Genomic DNA, 14,420 nt, shown 5'->3' with positions numbered 1-14,420 from the left:
ACAGCTTTCTCCCATGTCCGCCATGCCTGGATCGATCGCCAGCTCCCACACCCTGCCGTCGCGCGTAGCGCAGTTCTACGCGCTGACCAAGCCCCGCGTGGTGCAGCTGATCGTCTTCTGTGCCGTGATCGGCATGTTCCTCGCGGTGCCCGGCCTGCCCGACCCGGCGACGGCGATCGCCGCCACCGTGGGCATCTGGCTGGTGGCCAGTGCCGCGGCGGCCTTCAACTGCCTGGTCGAGCAGCACATCGACGCCAAGATGGCGCGCACCGCCTGGCGCCCGACCGCCAAGGGGCAGCTGACCACGGCCCAGACGCTGCTGTTCTCGGGCGTGCTGTGCGGCGCGGGCATGGCATTGCTGTACGCGCTGGTCAACCCGCTGACGATGTGGCTGACCTTCGGCACCTTCGTCGGCTACGCGGTGATCTACACCGTGGTGCTCAAGCCGCTGACGCCGCAGAACATCGTGATCGGCGGCGCCTCCGGGGCGATGCCGCCGGTGCTGGGCTGGGCCGCGATGCGCGGCGACGTCGGCCCCGAAGCGCTGATCCTGTTCCTGATCATCTTCCTGTGGACGCCGCCGCACTTCTGGGCGCTGGCGCTGTACCGCGCCGAGGACTACCGCAAGTCCGGCCTGCCGATGCTGCCGGTCACCCACGGCTCGGAATTCACCCGCCTGAACGTGCTGCTGTACACGCTGGTGCTGTTCGCCGCGACGCTGCTGCCGTTCATCTACGGCATGAGCGGCTGGCTGTACCTCGCCGCCGCGCTGGTGCTGGGAGGCGCGTTCATCGCCTACGGCTGGCGGCTGTGGCGCGAGTACTCCGACCAGCTCGCGCGGCGCACCTTCCGTTTCTCGATCCTCCACCTGGCGCTGCTGTTCGCCGCGCTGCTGGTGGACCACTACCTGAGGCCCTGGCTGTGATGAAACGACGCGCATTCGTGGTGGCGGCCGCCGGCGCCGTGGCACTGCTGGCCGCGTGCGGCAAGACGGGCACGGATGCGGGCGCGTTCCACGCGATCGACATCACCGGCGCGCAGTACGCGCGGGACTTCCGCCTGCCCGACCCGGACGGGCGCGAGCGCACGCTGTCCGAGTTCAAGGGCAAGCTGGTGGCAGTGTTCTTCGGCTATGCGCAGTGCCCCGACGTGTGCCCGACCTCGCTGCTCGAGCTGGCGCAGGCGCGCCAGCTGCTGGGCGCGGACGGCGAGAAGCTGCAGGGCATCTTCATCACCGTGGACCCGGAGCGCGACACGCCCGAGGTGCTGAAGGCCTACATGGCCAGCTTCGACCCCGGCTTCATCGCGCTGCGCGGCACGCCCGAGCAGACCGCCGAGGTCGCGAAGGAATTCAAGGTGTTCTACGCCAAGGTGCCGGGCAAGACGCCGGACACCTACACCATCGACCACACGGCGGGCATGTACGTGTTCGACACGCAGGGCCGCATCCGGCTGTTCACGCGCCACGGTGCCGGCGCCCAGGCGCTGGCCGAGGACCTGCGTCGCCTGCTGCAGTCCGCGTCCTGAGCGGGACGCGAGTTCCCTCCCTGTCCGCCCCGTCCGGGGTCCGTTGCTCATGTGTTCCAACCGCGTCGTCCTCCGGCCCACCCGTGGGGCCGATCTTGCCCGCATCCGCCAGCTGCAGGACCTGGCCTACGCGCCCGAACTGCCGCCGGACCGCTACAGCGGCCTGCGCAGCCGCCTGAAGGCCGGTGGCGCGGTCTGTGCCGTGGTCGAGGTCGGCGGCTCGGTGGTCGGCCACGTGCAGGCACTGCCCTGGCCGTCCGGCCACGTGCTGCGCCTGGACGAACGGCTGGCCCCGGGCGCGGCGCAGGGCGACAGCCTGTTCGTCTACGAGGTGGTCGTGCACCCGGCCATGCAGGGGCGGGGCCTGGCGCGACGGCTGATGGCCGAGGTCGAACGGCAGGCGCGCCGCCGCGGCGTGTCGCGGCTGGGGCTGGTCGCCTACGGCCAGGCCGCCGGGTACTGGCAGGTGCTCGGCTTCCGGCCGCACCCGCTGCGCGACGACGCGGCGCGCGACGCCCTGGCCAGCTACGGCGGGCAGGGCCAGTACATGCTCAAGGCGCTGGACTGAGCGCGCCCCTGCGTTGATGCAGGGCAAGGGCCGTGCGGGTCGGGCGTGCTGTCATGATGGCTTCCATCTGGCAACCCCTGACAGGAGAACGGCATGCTCAAGGACAAGGTGACCCTGGTGACCGGCGCGGCCACCGGCATCGGCCGCGCGATCGCATTGGCGTATGCCCGCGAAGGGGCGCGCGTGGTGGTCTCGGACGTGGCGCCGCTGGACGAGACCGTCGCGCAGGTGGAAGCCGCCGGCGGCACGGTGCTGGCCGTCCCGGCCGACGTCAGCCGCGCCGAGGACTGCGAGCGGCTGGTCGCCGCGACGGTGCAGCGCTTCGGGCGGCTGGATGCCGCCTGCAACAACGCCGGCATCGGGGGCGCTTCGGCGCCGACGGCCGACTACCCGCTCGAGGCCTGGCAGCAGGTCATCGGCGTCAACCTCAGCGGGGTGTTCCACTGCATGAAGTACCAGATTCCCGCGATGCTGGCGCACGGCGGCGGGTCCATCGTCAACATGGCCTCGATCCTGGGCCAGGTGGGCTTTGCCAACGCCCCGGCGTACACCGCGGCCAAGCACGGCGTGGTGGGCCTGACGCGCGCGGCGGCGCTGGAGTACGCCACCCAGGGGGTGCGCGTCAACGCGGTCGGCCCGGCCTTCATCCACACGCCGATGATCGCCGCGCTGGAGGCCGATCCGGCCACGCACCAGGCGCTGCTCGGCATGCACCCGCTCGGGCGGCTGGGCCGGCCGGAGGAAGTGGCCGAGCTGGTCGTGTGGCTCAGCTCGGACCGCGCCTCCTTCGTGACCGGTGCCTACTACCCGGTCGATGGCGGCTTCCTGGCCCGCTGAGGCACTCCCTCCACAAAAGCGAAGCGGCCCCGGCGGGGGCCGCTTGCGGGGCTCGCGGGCCGGAGAACCTCAGGCGTACTCGGCCAGCGCCTTGCGCATCTTCTTCATCGCCGCGGCCTCGATCTGGCGGATCCGCTCGGCGCTGACGCCATAGTCGGCGGCCAGTTCGTGCAGCGTCTTGCCGCCCGAGCCGTCGTCGTTGACCTTCAGCCAGCGCTCCTCGACGATGCGGCGGCTGCGCGGGTCCAGCACTTCCAGCGCGCGGGCCACGCCGTCGGTGGCCAGCTCGTCGCGGCGCTGGGCCTCGAGCAGGCGGGTCGGCTCCTGGCTTTCGTCGGCCAGGTAGGCGATCGGCGCGTAGCTTTCCTCGCCGTCCTCGACCGTCGGCTCCAGCGCGACGTCGCCGCCGGCCAGGCGCGTCTCCATCTCGATGACTTCCTCGCGCTTGACGTTCAGCTCGCGGGCGACGGTGTCGATCTCCCGGTCAGTCAGCGTCGAGCGGTGGGTGTCCGCGTCGGCCGCGTCATCCTTGAGGTGCTGCTTCATCGAGCGCAGGTTGAAGAACAGCTTGCGCTGGGCCTTGGTGGTGGCCACCTTGACCATGCGCCAGTTCTTCAGGATGTACTCGTGGATCTCGGCCTTGATCCAGTGCAGCGCGTAGCTCACCAGGCGCACGCCCTGGGCCGGGTCGAAGCGCTTGACCGCCTTCATCAGGCCGATGTTGCCTTCCTGGATCAGGTCACCGTGCGGCAGGCCGTAGCCCAGGTACTGGCGCGAGACCGAGACCACCAGGCGCAGGTGCGACATGACCAGCTTGCGCGCCGCTTCCAGGTCGTTCTGCTCCCGATACTGGCGCGCGTAGCGGGTCTCTTCCTCCTGCGTCAGGATGGGCAGGCGGTTGACGGCCGCGATGTAGGCGTCCAGGTTGCCCAGCGAGGGCACCAGGCTCCAAGGGTCGCGAACAGCGAGCGCAGTGGACGGTGTCATGTTCATGCTGCTATCGACCTCCTGAACCTTGGTTGGTTCCGTCAATATTAGCACTCGCATCCGGTGAGTGCTAAAACCTGCCACGGATCCTGCCGAGGATCAAGTTCCGGCCGGGAAAGACCTCACATGGGTACCGTTCGGGCCGGAAAATGTAAGCATTTGCTTTCATCTTTCCGGCCGATTCCAGGCGTGCCGCCTCAGCGCGACATGCCCCAGCGGCGCACGGTCACGCGCGCCAGTCCGTCGAACACCAGCCGCTCGACCAGCAGGCCGATCAGGATCACCGTGGCCAGCCCGGCGAACACCCGGTCGGTGTAGAGCTCGTTGCGGTTCTGGAAGATGTACCAGCCGAGCCCCCCGCGCCCGGACGAGGCGCCGAAGAACAGCTCGGCGGCGATCAGCGTGCGCCAGGCGAAGGCCCAGCCGATGCGCAGCCCGGACAGGATCGACGGCAGCGCCGAGGGCACCAGGATGTGGGTGACGTAGGACACCCCGCGCAGCCCGTAGTTCCGTCCGGCGCAGCGTCTCGGGCACCGACTGGAAGCCGGAATGGGCCGCCAGCGCCAGCGGCCACAGCACCGAGTGCACCAGCACGAACAGCAGGCTGACGTTGCCCAGGCCGAACCACAGCAGCGCCAGCGGCAGCAGCGCGATGGCCGGCAGCGGGTTGAACATCGCGGTCAGCGTGGCCAGCAAATCGCGCCCGATGCGCGTCGAGACCGCCAGCGCGGTCAGCACGAAGGCGCCGGCCACGCCGAGCGCGTAGCCCTGCACCAGCAGGCCGAGCGAGATCGCGGCGCGCTGGGTCAGCTCGCCGCTGGCGATGTCGTCGACGAAGGCGCGGGCGGCCTGGCTGAAGCTGGGCAGCAGCAGGTCGTTGGCGGTCCAGCGGGCGACGGCTTCCCACAGCGCGGCCAGTGCCAGCACGATCAGGCCCTGGCGCAGCAGGTCGTGCTGCCAGGCGCGTTGCCACCAGGGCAGCGGCTGCTCGACGGCCACGTCGATGCGGGTCTCGACCTCGCGGGTGTACTCGGGGCGGACGGGAGGGGTGAGGGTACTGCTCATGGCGGGGTCCGGGTGGGCGGGCGCTCAGGCCCGCAGCGCCAGCGGCGCGGCGTCGGGGGAGGCCGGCGCGGCGGCCGGCACCTCGAACAACAGGTCGTGGATGCGCTGGGCCTGGGCCTGGAACGCGGGGGTGCCCGCGACCCCGGCTCCCGGGGAGTTCAGCTCGGCGCGCACGCGGCCCGGGTGCGGCGACAGCACCAGGATGCGGTTGCCGACCACCAGCGCCTCCTCGATGGAGTGCGTGACGAACAGCAGCGTGAAGCGCACCTGCTCCCACAGCGCGAGCAGCTCTTCCTGCATGCGGCGCCGGGTCAGCGCGTCGAGCGCGGCGAACGGCTCGTCCATCAGCAGCACCTTGGGCTGCATCGCCAGCGCACGCGCGATCGCCACGCGCTGCTTCATCCCGCCGGACAGCTCGTGCGGGTAGGCGCCGGCGAAGTCCGCCAGCCCGACCTTGGCGAGCACGTCCATCGCCAGGTCGCGCGCCTCGGCCTTGCCCAGCCGGCGCGCGGTGCGCAGCGGGAACATCACGTTGGCCAGCACCGTCTTCCACGGCGGCAGCTGGTCGAACTCCTGGAACACGACGATGCGGTCCGGGCCCGGGCCCTCGACGCGCCGGCCGTCGAGGCGGATCTCGCCTTCGCGCGGCGGCACGAAGCCGGCCACGGCCTTGAGCAGCGAGCTCTTGCCGCAGCCCGAGGCGCCCAGCAGCACGAAGCGGTCGGCGCGGTGCACGTCGAAGCTGACCCGGTGGGTGGCGCGCACGCGGCGGGTCGCGGTCGCGTACTCGAGGCTGACGCCGTCGACCTGCAGCAGCGGGGCGGGCAGGGCGGGTTCGGCGCCGCGCAGCACGGAAACGTTGGCCATCTCAGCTGCCTGCCGCGTTGTGCGGGTCGTCGAAGAAGTACTCGCGCGCCGAGGCCGGGCGGTGCTTGATCGCGCCGACGCGGTGCATGAACTCGGCCAGCGCGTAGGTGTTCTGCGGCGTCAGCGTGAACTCGACCTCGGGGCTGCGGATGATCTGCAGCAGCAGCTTGCGGTCGATGCCCGACTTGTTGACGCGCAGGAAGATGTCCGCCGCCTGCTCGGGATCGGCCTTGATCAGCCGGGCCGCCTCGGCCAGCGCGTCGACGAAGGCCTTGTAGGTCTTGGGGTTCTCCTGGCGGAAGCGCTCGGTGGCGTAGAGCGCGGTGGCCGAGGACGGGCCGCCCAGCACGTCATAGCTCTTGAGCACGACGCGCGCGTTCGGGTTGGCCGCAAGCTCCTGTTCCTGGAACGGCGGGCTGGCGAAATGGGTCGTCACCTCGGTGCCGCCCTTGATGATCGCCGCGGCGGCTTCGGGATGGGGCAGGGCGACCTGCAGCTTGTCGAGCTTGTTGTACTGGTCGTAGCCGAAGGCCTTGGCCGAAGCCAGCTGCAGGATGCGCGACTGCACCGAGACGCCCACCGCCGGCGTGGCGATGCGGTCCTTGTCGGTGAAGTCGGCGATCGTCCTGACCGCCGGGTTGTTGGTGACCAGGTAGTACGGGAAGTTGCCCAGCGCGGCGATGCCCTTGACGTTCTGGCGGCCGCGGGTGCGGTCCCACAGCGTCAGCAGCGGGCCGATGCCCGCGCCGGCGACGTCGATCGAGCCGGACAGCAGCGCCTCGTTGATCGCGGCGCCGCCGGAGAGCTTGACGAACTCGACCTGGATGTCGATGCCCTGGGCCTTGCCGTGCTTCTCGATGAGCTTCTGGTCCTGCGCGACGTTGAGCAGCAGGTAGACCACGCCGTACTGTTCGGCGATGCGCAGGCGCCCCTCGGCATGGGCGGGGGCGGCGAGTCCCAGCGCGCCGCTGGCGGCCAGGACGAGGGAGAGGAAGCGTCGGCGAGCCGAGCTGCGGATGACTGGCATGTGATGACCCCGTGATCTTGTGTGCGTGGTGTGTGGCAGAAGGTGTCGCGCGGCTCAGAACGGCGCGTCGCCTTCGATCGTCGTGCGGTACAGGCGGCGGCGCAGGTGCGCCGGGCAGCCGGTGGCCAGGTGCACCACCGAGCGGTTGTCCCAGAACACCATGTCGTGCGGCTGCCAGACATGGCGGTAGACGAAGCGCTCCTGCGTGCTGTGCTCGAACAGGCGCTGCAGCAGGTCGCGGCTCTCGTCCTCGGGCCAGCCGACGATGCGGGTCGTGAAGTGCTCGCTGACGAACAGCGCCTTGCGGCCGGTTTCCGGGTGGGTGCGCACCACCGGGTGCACGACCGGGCGCACCTGCTCGATCTGCTCCTGGCTGAGCGGCGGGCGCCACGGGCTGCGCGCGCGCAGCTCCTCGTACTTCTTCAGGTAGGAGTGCTCGGCCTTCAGGCCGGCGATGGCGCGCTTGAGCTCGTCCGGCAGCGCGTCATAGGCCTGGTGCTGGTCGGCGAACAGCGTGTCGCCGCCTTCGGCCGGCAGCTCCTGCGCATGCAGCAGCGAACCGAGGCTGGGCTTTTCCTTGTAGGAGATGTCCGAGTGCCAGTAGTGGCCGGCATCGCCCAGGCCGATCGGCTTGCCGTTTTCGATGACGTTGGAGATCACCAGCACTTCCGGGTGGCCGGGCAGCTGGAACTGGTGCAGCACGTGGATCTGCAGCGGGCCGAAGCGGCGGCTGAAGTCCACCTGCTGCTGCGGCGTGATGTGCATGTCGCGGAACACCAGCACGTGGTGCTCCAGGTGGGCGCGGTGGATGGCGCGGAAGGTCTCCTCCGGCAGCGGCTGGCCGAGGTCCAGGCCGAGGACCTCGGCGCCGAACGGCGCGTCCAGGCGGCGGATCTCGACCCCGGAGCGGGACGAGGGGCGGGCTTGCGCGGCGGGCGTGGGCTCAAAAACAGCGGACATCTGACTACCCTGTTGGATTCGGTGCAGCCACTCTAGGGAGCTTGCCGGCGCGCCGGAACGAAGGGTTTCGCATACGCATGCTCGGTCTTCGCATTTGCAAGGCCCCACGCGGGTTTGCTGGGAATCCAGCACGGTGGCGGCGCGGGTGTCGGGTTGCCAGCAGGCGTTGCGCGGGACCCACCAGCAGGCCGCGCCGAGACCGCCTGCGACGCTGGCACGGGGGCTGCATGAGGCGGGGCATCGGCCGGCGTGGCCCCTGTGGCGCGCCGGCCGTCGCGTTTCACTCCGGAGCCTCGAGCCATGACCACTCCCAAGATCGTCGCGGTGTCCGGCGGACTGCAGCGTCCGTCCAAGACCCTTGCCCTGACCGAAACCATCGTCGCGCGCCTGGTGCAGGCCAGCGGCGCGCAGTCGCAGGTGCTGAGCCTGTCCGAGCTGTGGCCGCACCTGGGCGCCGCGCTGTACCGCCAGGAACTGCCCGAGGTGGCCCGGCAGGCGCTGGACGCGATCGAGGCGGCCGATTTCCTGGTCGTCGCCAGCCCCGTGTTCCGCGCCACCTACACCGGGCTGTTCAAGCACCTGTTCGACTTCGTCGACCAGCACGCGCTGGTCGAGAAGCCGGTGCTGCTGGCCGCCACCGGGGGCAGTGAGCGCCATGCGCTGGTGATCGACCACCAGCTGCGCCCGCTGTTCAGCTTCTTCCAGGCGCGCACGCTGCCGATCGGCGTCTACGGCACCGACCGCGACTTCAGCAACTACCAGGTGAGCGACGGGGCGCTGTCGGCGCGCATCGACCTGGCGGTCGAGCGGGCCCTGCCGTACCTCGCCTCCCGTCCCGTGGCCGTGCGCCAGGCCGAGCCGGTCGCGCTGGCGGCCTGAGCGATGGCCACGCTGCACGAGACGAGGCCCTCCCGCGGGGGCGGGACGGTCATCGCGGCCGGTGGCCCGGGGCGGTCTACCATGCCGGCATCTTGTTCCATGGAGCCCGGACGATGACCGCCAGTACGCCACGACCCTCGCCCCTGCTCGAGGCCGCACGCGCGGCGATCCGCCTGCGCTACGGCGAGCAGCCGTGTGCCGGGCGGGCCGCGCAGTCGGTGGACGCCGGCAACGCCGCGGCCTGGAACCCGGTGCTGGACACGCTGCTGGCGCACCGCTCGGTGCGCGCGTTCCGGCCCGATCCGTTGCCGCCGCACCTGCTGCCGTGGCTGGTCGCTGCGGCGCAGTCGGCGCCGAGCTCGTCCAACCTGCAGACCTGGAGCGTGGTGGTGGTCGAGGACGCCGGGCGGCGCCAGCGCCTGGCCGCGCTGGTCGGGACCCAGCGCCACGTGGAGGAAGCGCCCCTGCTGCTGGTGTGGCTGGTGGACCTGTCCCGGCTGCAGCGCGTGGCCGAGGCGGCCGGGCGCACGATCGAGGGGCCGCAGTACCTCGACACCTTCCTGATGGGCGCGATCGACGCGGCACTGGCGGCGCAGAACGCGCTGGTCGCTGCCGAGTCGCTCGGGCTCGGCTCGGTCTACATCGGCGCGATGCGCAACCGGCCCGAGGAGGTCGCGGCCGAGCTGGGGCTGCCGCCGCAGGTGCACGCGGTGTTCGGCCACTGCATCGGCTGGCCGGACGAGGCCCGGCCGGCGTACGTCAAGCCGCGGCTCGCGCCCGAGGCGGTGCTGTCGCGCGAGCGCTACCAGCCCGCGCCGCCCGAGGCGATCGCCGAGTACGACCAGGCGCTGCAGGCCTACTTCGCCGCGCAGGGGATCGCGCATCCGGCCTGGAGCACGCAGGTGCTCGACCGCCTGCGCGACCCGGCCGCGCTCAAGGGGCGCCACCGCCTGGTCGAGGCGCTGCACGGCCAGGGGTTCGAACTGCGCTGAGCCCCGGGGCCGGCCGCCGGTGGCGCGTTTCGCGCACCGAGGAGGCGGCGCAGGCCAGGTGGGCCGGGCGGCAGTGCCGCGGGCCGTTCAGTACCGCCTGCGAGGGCCGTACGCGGCGTCAGCGCAGCGAGTCGCCGCGCCGGTACTCGGCGGTGAGCTCGTCGAAGCTGGCCTTGACCTGCGGGTCCAGCGCCAGCTGCACGGCCGCGAGGCTCGCGTCGAGCTGCTCGGCGCGGCTGGCGCCGATGATGGGGGCCGTCACCACCGGGTTGGCGAGCACCCAGGCCACCGCCGCGGTGGTCAGCGACAGTCCGGCCTCCTGCGCCACGGCCTGCAGCTGCTGCACGGTGGCGAACTTGCGCGCTTCCCAGTAGCGCTCCTGGTAGCGCTCCGCGGCGGTGCCGAGCGTGAAGCGGGTGCCTTCGGTCGGACCGGTGTCGAGGCGGTGCTTGCCGGTCAGCAGGCCGCCGGCCAGCGGGTTGTAGGGGATCACGCCCAGGCCTTCCTCCTGCGCCAGCGGCAGCAGCTCGCGCTCGATCTCGCGGTACAGCAGGTTGTAGCGCGGCTGCACCGAGACGATGGGCGCCAGCCGCAGCAGCTCGGTGCGGCCGATCGCGCGCGCCAGCCGCCAGGCGAGGAAGTTGGAAACCCCGACGTAGCGCGCCCGGCCGCTGCGCACGATGGTGTCGAGCGCCTGCAGCGTCTCGTCCAGCGGCGTGTGCGGGTCGTCGAAGTGCAGCTGGTACAGGTCCACGTAGTCGGTGCCGAGCCGGCGCAGCGAGGCGTCGATCGCGTCGAGCAGGTGCTTGCGCGACGCGCCCTGGTCCCAGGGGGCGGGGCCGGTGGCGCCGACCGCCTTGGTCGCGACGATGTAGCGTTGGCGCTGGCCCTGCAGCCAGCGGCCGAGGATCTCCTCGGTGCGGCCGACGGTGGCCAGCGTGCCGCCCAGCGGGTAGACGTCGGCCGTGTCGATGAAGTCGATGCCGGCATCCGCGGCGCGGTCGAGGATGGCGCGCGCGCCAGCCTCGTCGGTCTGCAGGCCGAAGGTCATGGTGCCGAGCGCCAGGCGCGAGACGGTCAGGCCGGTGCGGCCGAGTCGGGTGGTGGGCAGGGTCATGGCAGCGTGTGCGGACGGAAATGCGCGCCAGTGTAGGGAGCGCCGGTGCGCGCGTGCAGAGGGGTTACGCGAGGATCGCGCCGGCGGCCGCACCCGCCGGCAGGCGTTCAGTGGCTGAGCGCCGGCTGCTTGCGCGGCTCGGCCGTGGCCAGGCCGTAGGGTGTCCGGGGCCTCGGGGCATTCAGCAGGCCGTGGCGCTTGAGCAGCGTGCGCAGCGTGTTGCGCGTGATGCCGAGCAGCCGCGCGGTCTGCACCTGGTTGTCGCGGCACAGCCGGAAGGCGCGGCGCACGATGGCGGCTTCCAGTTCCTGGAACAGTGCCGGCGGGGGCGCGGCCAGCAGGGCGTCGAGTGCGGCGACGAACGGCGCCAGCGCCGCCGGTTCTTCCGTCTCGGCATCGGCAGCCGGGTGCGATGCTGCCGTCGCGTGGGTGGCGTCGGCCAGCGGCGAGCGCACCGGCGCGAAGCGGAAGTCCGCGGCGCGCAGCACGCCGTGGCGGCACACGATCAGCGCATAGTGAATGACGTTCTCCAGCTCGCGGATGTTGCCCGGCCAGCCATAGGCCAGCAGCGCCGCCTCGGCGTCCGGCGCGAGCGTGACGGCCTCCAGGCCCAGCTTGTGGCGGTACAGGTCGATGAAGTGGCGCGCCAGCGGCAGGATGTCACCCGGGCGTTCGCGCAGCGGCGGCAGCTCGATGGTGGCCACGCTCAGGCGGTAGTAGAGGTCGGCGCGGAAGCGCTGGGCCTCGACCGCAGCCTGCAGGTCCACGTTGGTCGCGGCGACCAGCCGCACGTCCAGCGGGATCGGGCGGCGCGAGCCGAGCCGCACCACCTGGCGCTCCTGCAGCACGCGCAGCAGCTTGACCTGCAGGGCCAGCGGCAGGTCGCCGATCTCGTCGAGGAACAGCGTGCCGCCGTTGGCGGCCTCGAACCAGCCGGCGCGCGCGCCCGAGGCGCCGGTGAACGCGCCCGATTCGTGACCGAACAGTTCCGCGTCGATCAGGCTCTCGCTGAACGCCCCGCAGTTGACCGCGACGAACGGGCCGCTGCGGCCGCTTTGCGCATGGATGTGGCGCGCGATCAGTTCCTTGCCGGTGCCGGTCTCGCCGACCACCAGCACGGTCGCTTCGCTGCGCGCGACGCGTTCGACATGCCGGAGCAGGGCGACCGAGCGGGGATCGTGAAACAGCAGGGCCTTGGCGCGGATCGACAGCGCCATGGCGCCGGGGTCGGGAAACGTCAGCAGGTGGTTCACGGGCAGGGTCCGGTCGATGCGGCGACGGCAAGGGCCCAACCATAGAGGGCGCGGCGGCGGCCGCCAACGCATCATTTCGCGCTTGGATATGCGCGCAGCGCATGGCATGCGGCGGCCGGGGGCGGCATCCGAGCGGCCTGCAGGGTGACTTCCGCCCCGGGCGTCCGGGCTCATATACTGTATAAACATACAGTCTTCGCCATGTCTTCCACCCTTGCCCTGGCGCCGGCCGAGCCGGCGTCGTCGTCTTTGTCGCTGCCTGCGGACGTCGAGGCCCTGGCCGAGCGCGGCCGGCTCTGGCGCGGCCACCAGCTGGGCGGCGCCGGGGCCCGGGTGCTGCCGACCGGGCATCCCGTGCTGGACCGCGAGCTGCCCGGCGGCGGCTGGCCCTGCCAGGCCCTGACCGAGCTGCTACTGCCGCCCGGCGCCGGCTGCGAATGGCGGCTGCTGGGGCCGGCGCTGCGCGCGCTGGCCGCCGAGGGCGGGGCCTGCGTGCTGGTCGGCGCCCCCGCCGGCCTGATGCCGCATGCGGCCGGCCTCGCGCTGGCCGGGCTGGACCCGGCGCGGCTGGTGTGGGTGGCGCCAGGGACGCCGGAGCAGGCCTTGTGGGCCGCCGAACAGGCACTGCATTGCCGCGACACGGCGGCGGTGCTGCTGTGGCTGCCGCAGGCGCGCGTGGCGGCCTTGCGGCGCCTGCAGGCCCATGCCCAGCAGGCCGATCTGCCGCTGTTCGCGTTGCGGCCGCAGCAGGCCGCACAGGACTCCTCGCTGGCGCCGCTGCGCCTGGCCGTGGCCCCGGGGGCATGGCCCTGGAGCCTGCAGGTGCGGGTGCTCAAGCGCCGCGGTCCGGCGCACGAGGGCGTGCTGGAGCTGCCGGCGCTGCCGCCGCGCCTGGCCGGCGTGCTGGCGGCCCGGCTGCGCAGCCTGGCCGCGCCGCCGGCGGCTCCGGCCCCGTCCGCGCCTAACCAGGAGGCCCGCGATGCCGTACTGGCTGGCCCTGATCGCACCGCCCTGTCCGTCGTCGCCTGAGCCCGGCCGGGCCGCGGCCGGCGCCGTGCCGGCGCACGACCTGGCGCAGCAGCAGGCGATCGGCTGCTGGGCGCTGCAGTACACGCCGCGCGTGACGCTGCTCGACGAGGCGGTGCTGATGGACGTGCAGGCCAGCCTGCGGCTGTTCGGCGGCGCGCGCGCGCTGTGCCGGCGCGTCGCGCAGGAAGCGCCGGTGCTGGGCTGCGTCGCGCTGGCGCGCGCGCCGACCGCGCGGGCGGCGCTGGCCCTGGCCCGCAGCGGGTCGCCCGCGCCCGCACTGGCGCGCGCCGGCTGGCGGGCCCGGCTCGACGCCGCGCCGCTGGCTGCCTTGACCGCCGCAGCCGAACACCTGCCGTTGCTCGAACGCCTGGGCTGCCGCACGCTGGGCGAGGTGCGGGCGCTGCCGCGCGCGGGGCTGGCGCGCCGCTGCGGCGCGGCGCTGCTGGAGGCGCTGGACCAGGCCTATGGCGAGCGGCCCGAGAGCTTCGAGTGGCTGTGCTGCCCGGAGACCTTCGAGGCCTGGCTGGAGCTGCCCGGGCGGGTCGAGTCGGCCCCGGCGCTGATGTTCGGCGCGCGCCGGCTGCTGCTGCAGATGTGCGGCTGGCTGGCCGCGCGCCATGCCGGCGTGCGGCGCTTCGTGCTGTGCTGGCGGCACGACTTCCACCGCAGCGGGGTCGACGATGCCGGCGAGCTGGAGGTGCGCCTGGGCGAGCCGACCCGCGAGCCGGAGCACCTGGCACGGTTGCTCGGCGAGCTGCTGGCGCACGTGACGCTGCCGGGGCCGGTCGGCGAGCTGGGACTGCGCGCCGACGCCCCCGAGCCCTTGCAGCCGGCCGGCCCGGCGCTGCCGCTGACCGCCGGCCGCCAGGTGCGCGAGGGCGAGACGCTCGCCCAGCTGCTGGAACGCCTGTCGGCCCGCCTCGGCGCGGAGCGGGTGCGCCGCCCGGTGCTGTGCTCCGACCACCGCCCCGAGGCCATGCAGCGCTGGGTGCCGGCCGCGGTCGCCGGGGCGGCGGCCGGGTCCGTGGCCGCATTGCCCGCGGGACTGCCGCAGCCCGGCTGGTTGCTGCCGCAGCCGCAGCCGCTGGCCACGCGCCAGAACCGGCCGCAACACCACGGCCCCTTGCAGCTGCTGGCCGGCCCGCACCGGGTGGAGGCCGGCTGGTGGGCGGTGACGCCGGGCGAGCCGGGCCGGGCCGGGCGCGACTACTTCGTCGCTTGGAACGAGCGCGCCGGGCTGCTGTGGATCTACCGCGAGCGGGTGCCGGCCGGCACGGCGGCGGGCTGGTTCCTGCACGGCGTGTTCGGCTGA

14 protein-coding genes and 1 pseudogene are annotated in these 14,420 nt (G+C 72.6%); 8 read left to right on the top strand and 7 right to left on the bottom strand.

Annotated features, from left to right (window positions below; all coding sequences use genetic code 11):
- Positions 1 to 13: 13 nt before the first annotated feature.
- From cyoE to IS481_RS14280, 4 genes are all read left to right on the top strand, one after another.
- Complete coding sequence (cyoE, locus tag IS481_RS14295) at positions 14 to 925, top strand: heme o synthase (protein ID WP_104357879.1); 912 nt, start codon at positions 14 to 16, stop codon at positions 923 to 925.
- Positions 925 to 1,527, top strand: a complete 603-nt coding sequence (locus IS481_RS14290) for an SCO family protein (RefSeq protein ID WP_104357880.1) — start codon at positions 925 to 927, stop codon at positions 1,525 to 1,527. The genes cyoE and IS481_RS14290 overlap by 1 nt, the downstream gene beginning before the upstream one ends.
- A gap of 49 nt (positions 1,528 to 1,576) precedes the next feature.
- Positions 1,577 to 2,095, top strand: a complete 519-nt coding sequence (locus tag IS481_RS14285) for a GNAT family N-acetyltransferase (protein ID WP_104357881.1) — start codon at positions 1,577 to 1,579, stop codon at positions 2,093 to 2,095.
- 93 nt (positions 2,096 to 2,188) lie between these two features.
- Positions 2,189 to 2,932, top strand: a complete 744-nt coding sequence (locus IS481_RS14280) for an SDR family NAD(P)-dependent oxidoreductase (protein ID WP_104357882.1) — start codon at positions 2,189 to 2,191, stop codon at positions 2,930 to 2,932.
- Between the two features lie 69 nt (positions 2,933 to 3,001).
- On the opposite strand, the gene rpoH is transcribed toward IS481_RS14280, so the two are convergent.
- The 5 genes and pseudogenes from rpoH to IS481_RS14255 form a co-directional block, all read right to left on the bottom strand.
- Positions 3,002 to 3,919, bottom strand: a complete 918-nt coding sequence (gene rpoH, locus IS481_RS14275; RefSeq protein WP_104357896.1) for an RNA polymerase sigma factor RpoH — start codon at positions 3,917 to 3,919, stop codon at positions 3,002 to 3,004.
- A 197-nt stretch (positions 3,920 to 4,116) separates the two neighbouring features.
- A pseudogene (locus tag IS481_RS14270) lies at positions 4,117 to 4,984 on the bottom strand (ABC transporter permease).
- A 24-nt stretch (positions 4,985 to 5,008) separates the two neighbouring features.
- Positions 5,009 to 5,851, bottom strand: coding sequence for an ABC transporter ATP-binding protein (locus IS481_RS14265; protein WP_104357883.1), 843 nt, complete (start codon positions 5,849 to 5,851; stop codon positions 5,009 to 5,011).
- Position 5,852: 1 nt separating this feature from the next.
- A complete protein-coding gene (locus IS481_RS14260; protein WP_104357884.1) occupies positions 5,853 to 6,878 on the bottom strand; it encodes an ABC transporter substrate-binding protein in 1,026 nt (341 codons plus the stop codon).
- A 54-nt stretch (positions 6,879 to 6,932) separates the two neighbouring features.
- On the bottom strand, positions 6,933 to 7,838 hold the full coding sequence (locus IS481_RS14255; RefSeq protein ID WP_104357885.1) for a TauD/TfdA dioxygenase family protein: 906 nt from the start codon (positions 7,836 to 7,838) through the stop codon (positions 6,933 to 6,935).
- Between the two features lie 300 nt (positions 7,839 to 8,138).
- Between IS481_RS14255 and msuE the strand changes: the two genes are divergently transcribed.
- Both msuE and IS481_RS14245 read left to right on the top strand, forming a co-directional pair.
- A complete protein-coding gene (gene msuE, locus IS481_RS14250) occupies positions 8,139 to 8,717 on the top strand; it encodes an FMN reductase (RefSeq protein WP_104357886.1) in 579 nt (192 codons plus the stop codon).
- A gap of 113 nt (positions 8,718 to 8,830) precedes the next feature.
- Positions 8,831 to 9,709 carry a nitroreductase family protein gene (locus tag IS481_RS14245; RefSeq protein WP_104357887.1) on the top strand — a complete coding sequence of 293 codons (879 nt, stop codon included), beginning with the start codon at positions 8,831 to 8,833 and terminating at the stop codon, positions 9,707 to 9,709.
- Positions 9,710 to 9,827: 118 nt separating this feature from the next.
- Here IS481_RS14245 and IS481_RS14240 read toward each other — a convergent pair whose 3' ends face one another.
- Both IS481_RS14240 and IS481_RS14235 read right to left on the bottom strand, forming a co-directional pair.
- Positions 9,828 to 10,826 carry an aldo/keto reductase gene (locus IS481_RS14240; RefSeq protein WP_104357888.1) on the bottom strand — a complete coding sequence of 333 codons (999 nt, stop codon included), beginning with the start codon at positions 10,824 to 10,826 and terminating at the stop codon, positions 9,828 to 9,830.
- A 107-nt stretch (positions 10,827 to 10,933) separates the two neighbouring features.
- Positions 10,934 to 12,079, bottom strand: coding sequence for a sigma-54 interaction domain-containing protein (locus IS481_RS14235; RefSeq protein ID WP_272867899.1), 1,146 nt, complete (start codon positions 12,077 to 12,079; stop codon positions 10,934 to 10,936).
- Positions 12,080 to 12,280: 201 nt separating this feature from the next.
- On the opposite strand from IS481_RS14235, the gene imuA reads away from it, so the two are divergent.
- Positions 12,281 to 13,108: a translesion DNA synthesis-associated protein ImuA gene (imuA, locus tag IS481_RS14230; protein ID WP_104357889.1), complete on the top strand. Its 828-nt coding sequence runs from the start codon at positions 12,281 to 12,283 to the stop codon at positions 13,106 to 13,108.
- Positions 13,059 to 14,420: a Y-family DNA polymerase gene (locus tag IS481_RS14225; RefSeq protein WP_232529305.1), complete on the top strand. Its 1,362-nt coding sequence runs from the start codon at positions 13,059 to 13,061 to the stop codon at positions 14,418 to 14,420. Before imuA ends, IS481_RS14225 begins: the two co-directional genes overlap by 50 nt.

It is taken from the genome of Caldimonas thermodepolymerans (genome assembly GCF_015476235.1).
Classification (GTDB): domain Bacteria; phylum Pseudomonadota; class Gammaproteobacteria; order Burkholderiales; family Burkholderiaceae_C; genus Caldimonas; species Caldimonas thermodepolymerans.
The sequence above is the reverse complement of the archived record's forward strand: the minus strand, read 5'-3'. Positions and strand labels throughout refer to the sequence as shown.

What these genes read in the sequence shown, in the direction of transcription:
- cyoE (WP_104357879.1), top strand. Translation starts at nt 14, where the DNA reads ATGTCCGCCATGCCTGGATCGATCGCCAGCTCCCACACCCTGCCGTCG.
- IS481_RS14290 (WP_104357880.1), top strand. Translation starts at nt 925, where the DNA reads ATGAAACGACGCGCATTCGTGGTGGCGGCCGCCGGCGCCGTGGCACTG.
- IS481_RS14285 (WP_104357881.1), top strand. Translation starts at nt 1,577, where the DNA reads ATGTGTTCCAACCGCGTCGTCCTCCGGCCCACCCGTGGGGCCGATCTT.
- IS481_RS14280 (WP_104357882.1), top strand. Translation starts at nt 2,189, where the DNA reads ATGCTCAAGGACAAGGTGACCCTGGTGACCGGCGCGGCCACCGGCATC.
- rpoH (WP_104357896.1), bottom strand. Translation starts at nt 3,919, where the DNA reads ATGACACCGTCCACTGCGCTCGCTGTTCGCGACCCTTGGAGCCTGGTG.
- IS481_RS14265 (WP_104357883.1), bottom strand. Translation starts at nt 5,851, where the DNA reads ATGGCCAACGTTTCCGTGCTGCGCGGCGCCGAACCCGCCCTGCCCGCC.
- IS481_RS14260 (WP_104357884.1), bottom strand. Translation starts at nt 6,878, where the DNA reads ATGCCAGTCATCCGCAGCTCGGCTCGCCGACGCTTCCTCTCCCTCGTC.
- IS481_RS14255 (WP_104357885.1), bottom strand. Translation starts at nt 7,838, where the DNA reads ATGTCCGCTGTTTTTGAGCCCACGCCCGCCGCGCAAGCCCGCCCCTCG.
- msuE (WP_104357886.1), top strand. Translation starts at nt 8,139, where the DNA reads ATGACCACTCCCAAGATCGTCGCGGTGTCCGGCGGACTGCAGCGTCCG.
- IS481_RS14245 (WP_104357887.1), top strand. Translation starts at nt 8,831, where the DNA reads ATGACCGCCAGTACGCCACGACCCTCGCCCCTGCTCGAGGCCGCACGC.
- IS481_RS14240 (WP_104357888.1), bottom strand. Translation starts at nt 10,826, where the DNA reads ATGACCCTGCCCACCACCCGACTCGGCCGCACCGGCCTGACCGTCTCG.
- imuA (WP_104357889.1), top strand. Translation starts at nt 12,281, where the DNA reads ATGTCTTCCACCCTTGCCCTGGCGCCGGCCGAGCCGGCGTCGTCGTCT.
- IS481_RS14225 (WP_232529305.1), top strand. Translation starts at nt 13,059, where the DNA reads ATGCCGTACTGGCTGGCCCTGATCGCACCGCCCTGTCCGTCGTCGCCT.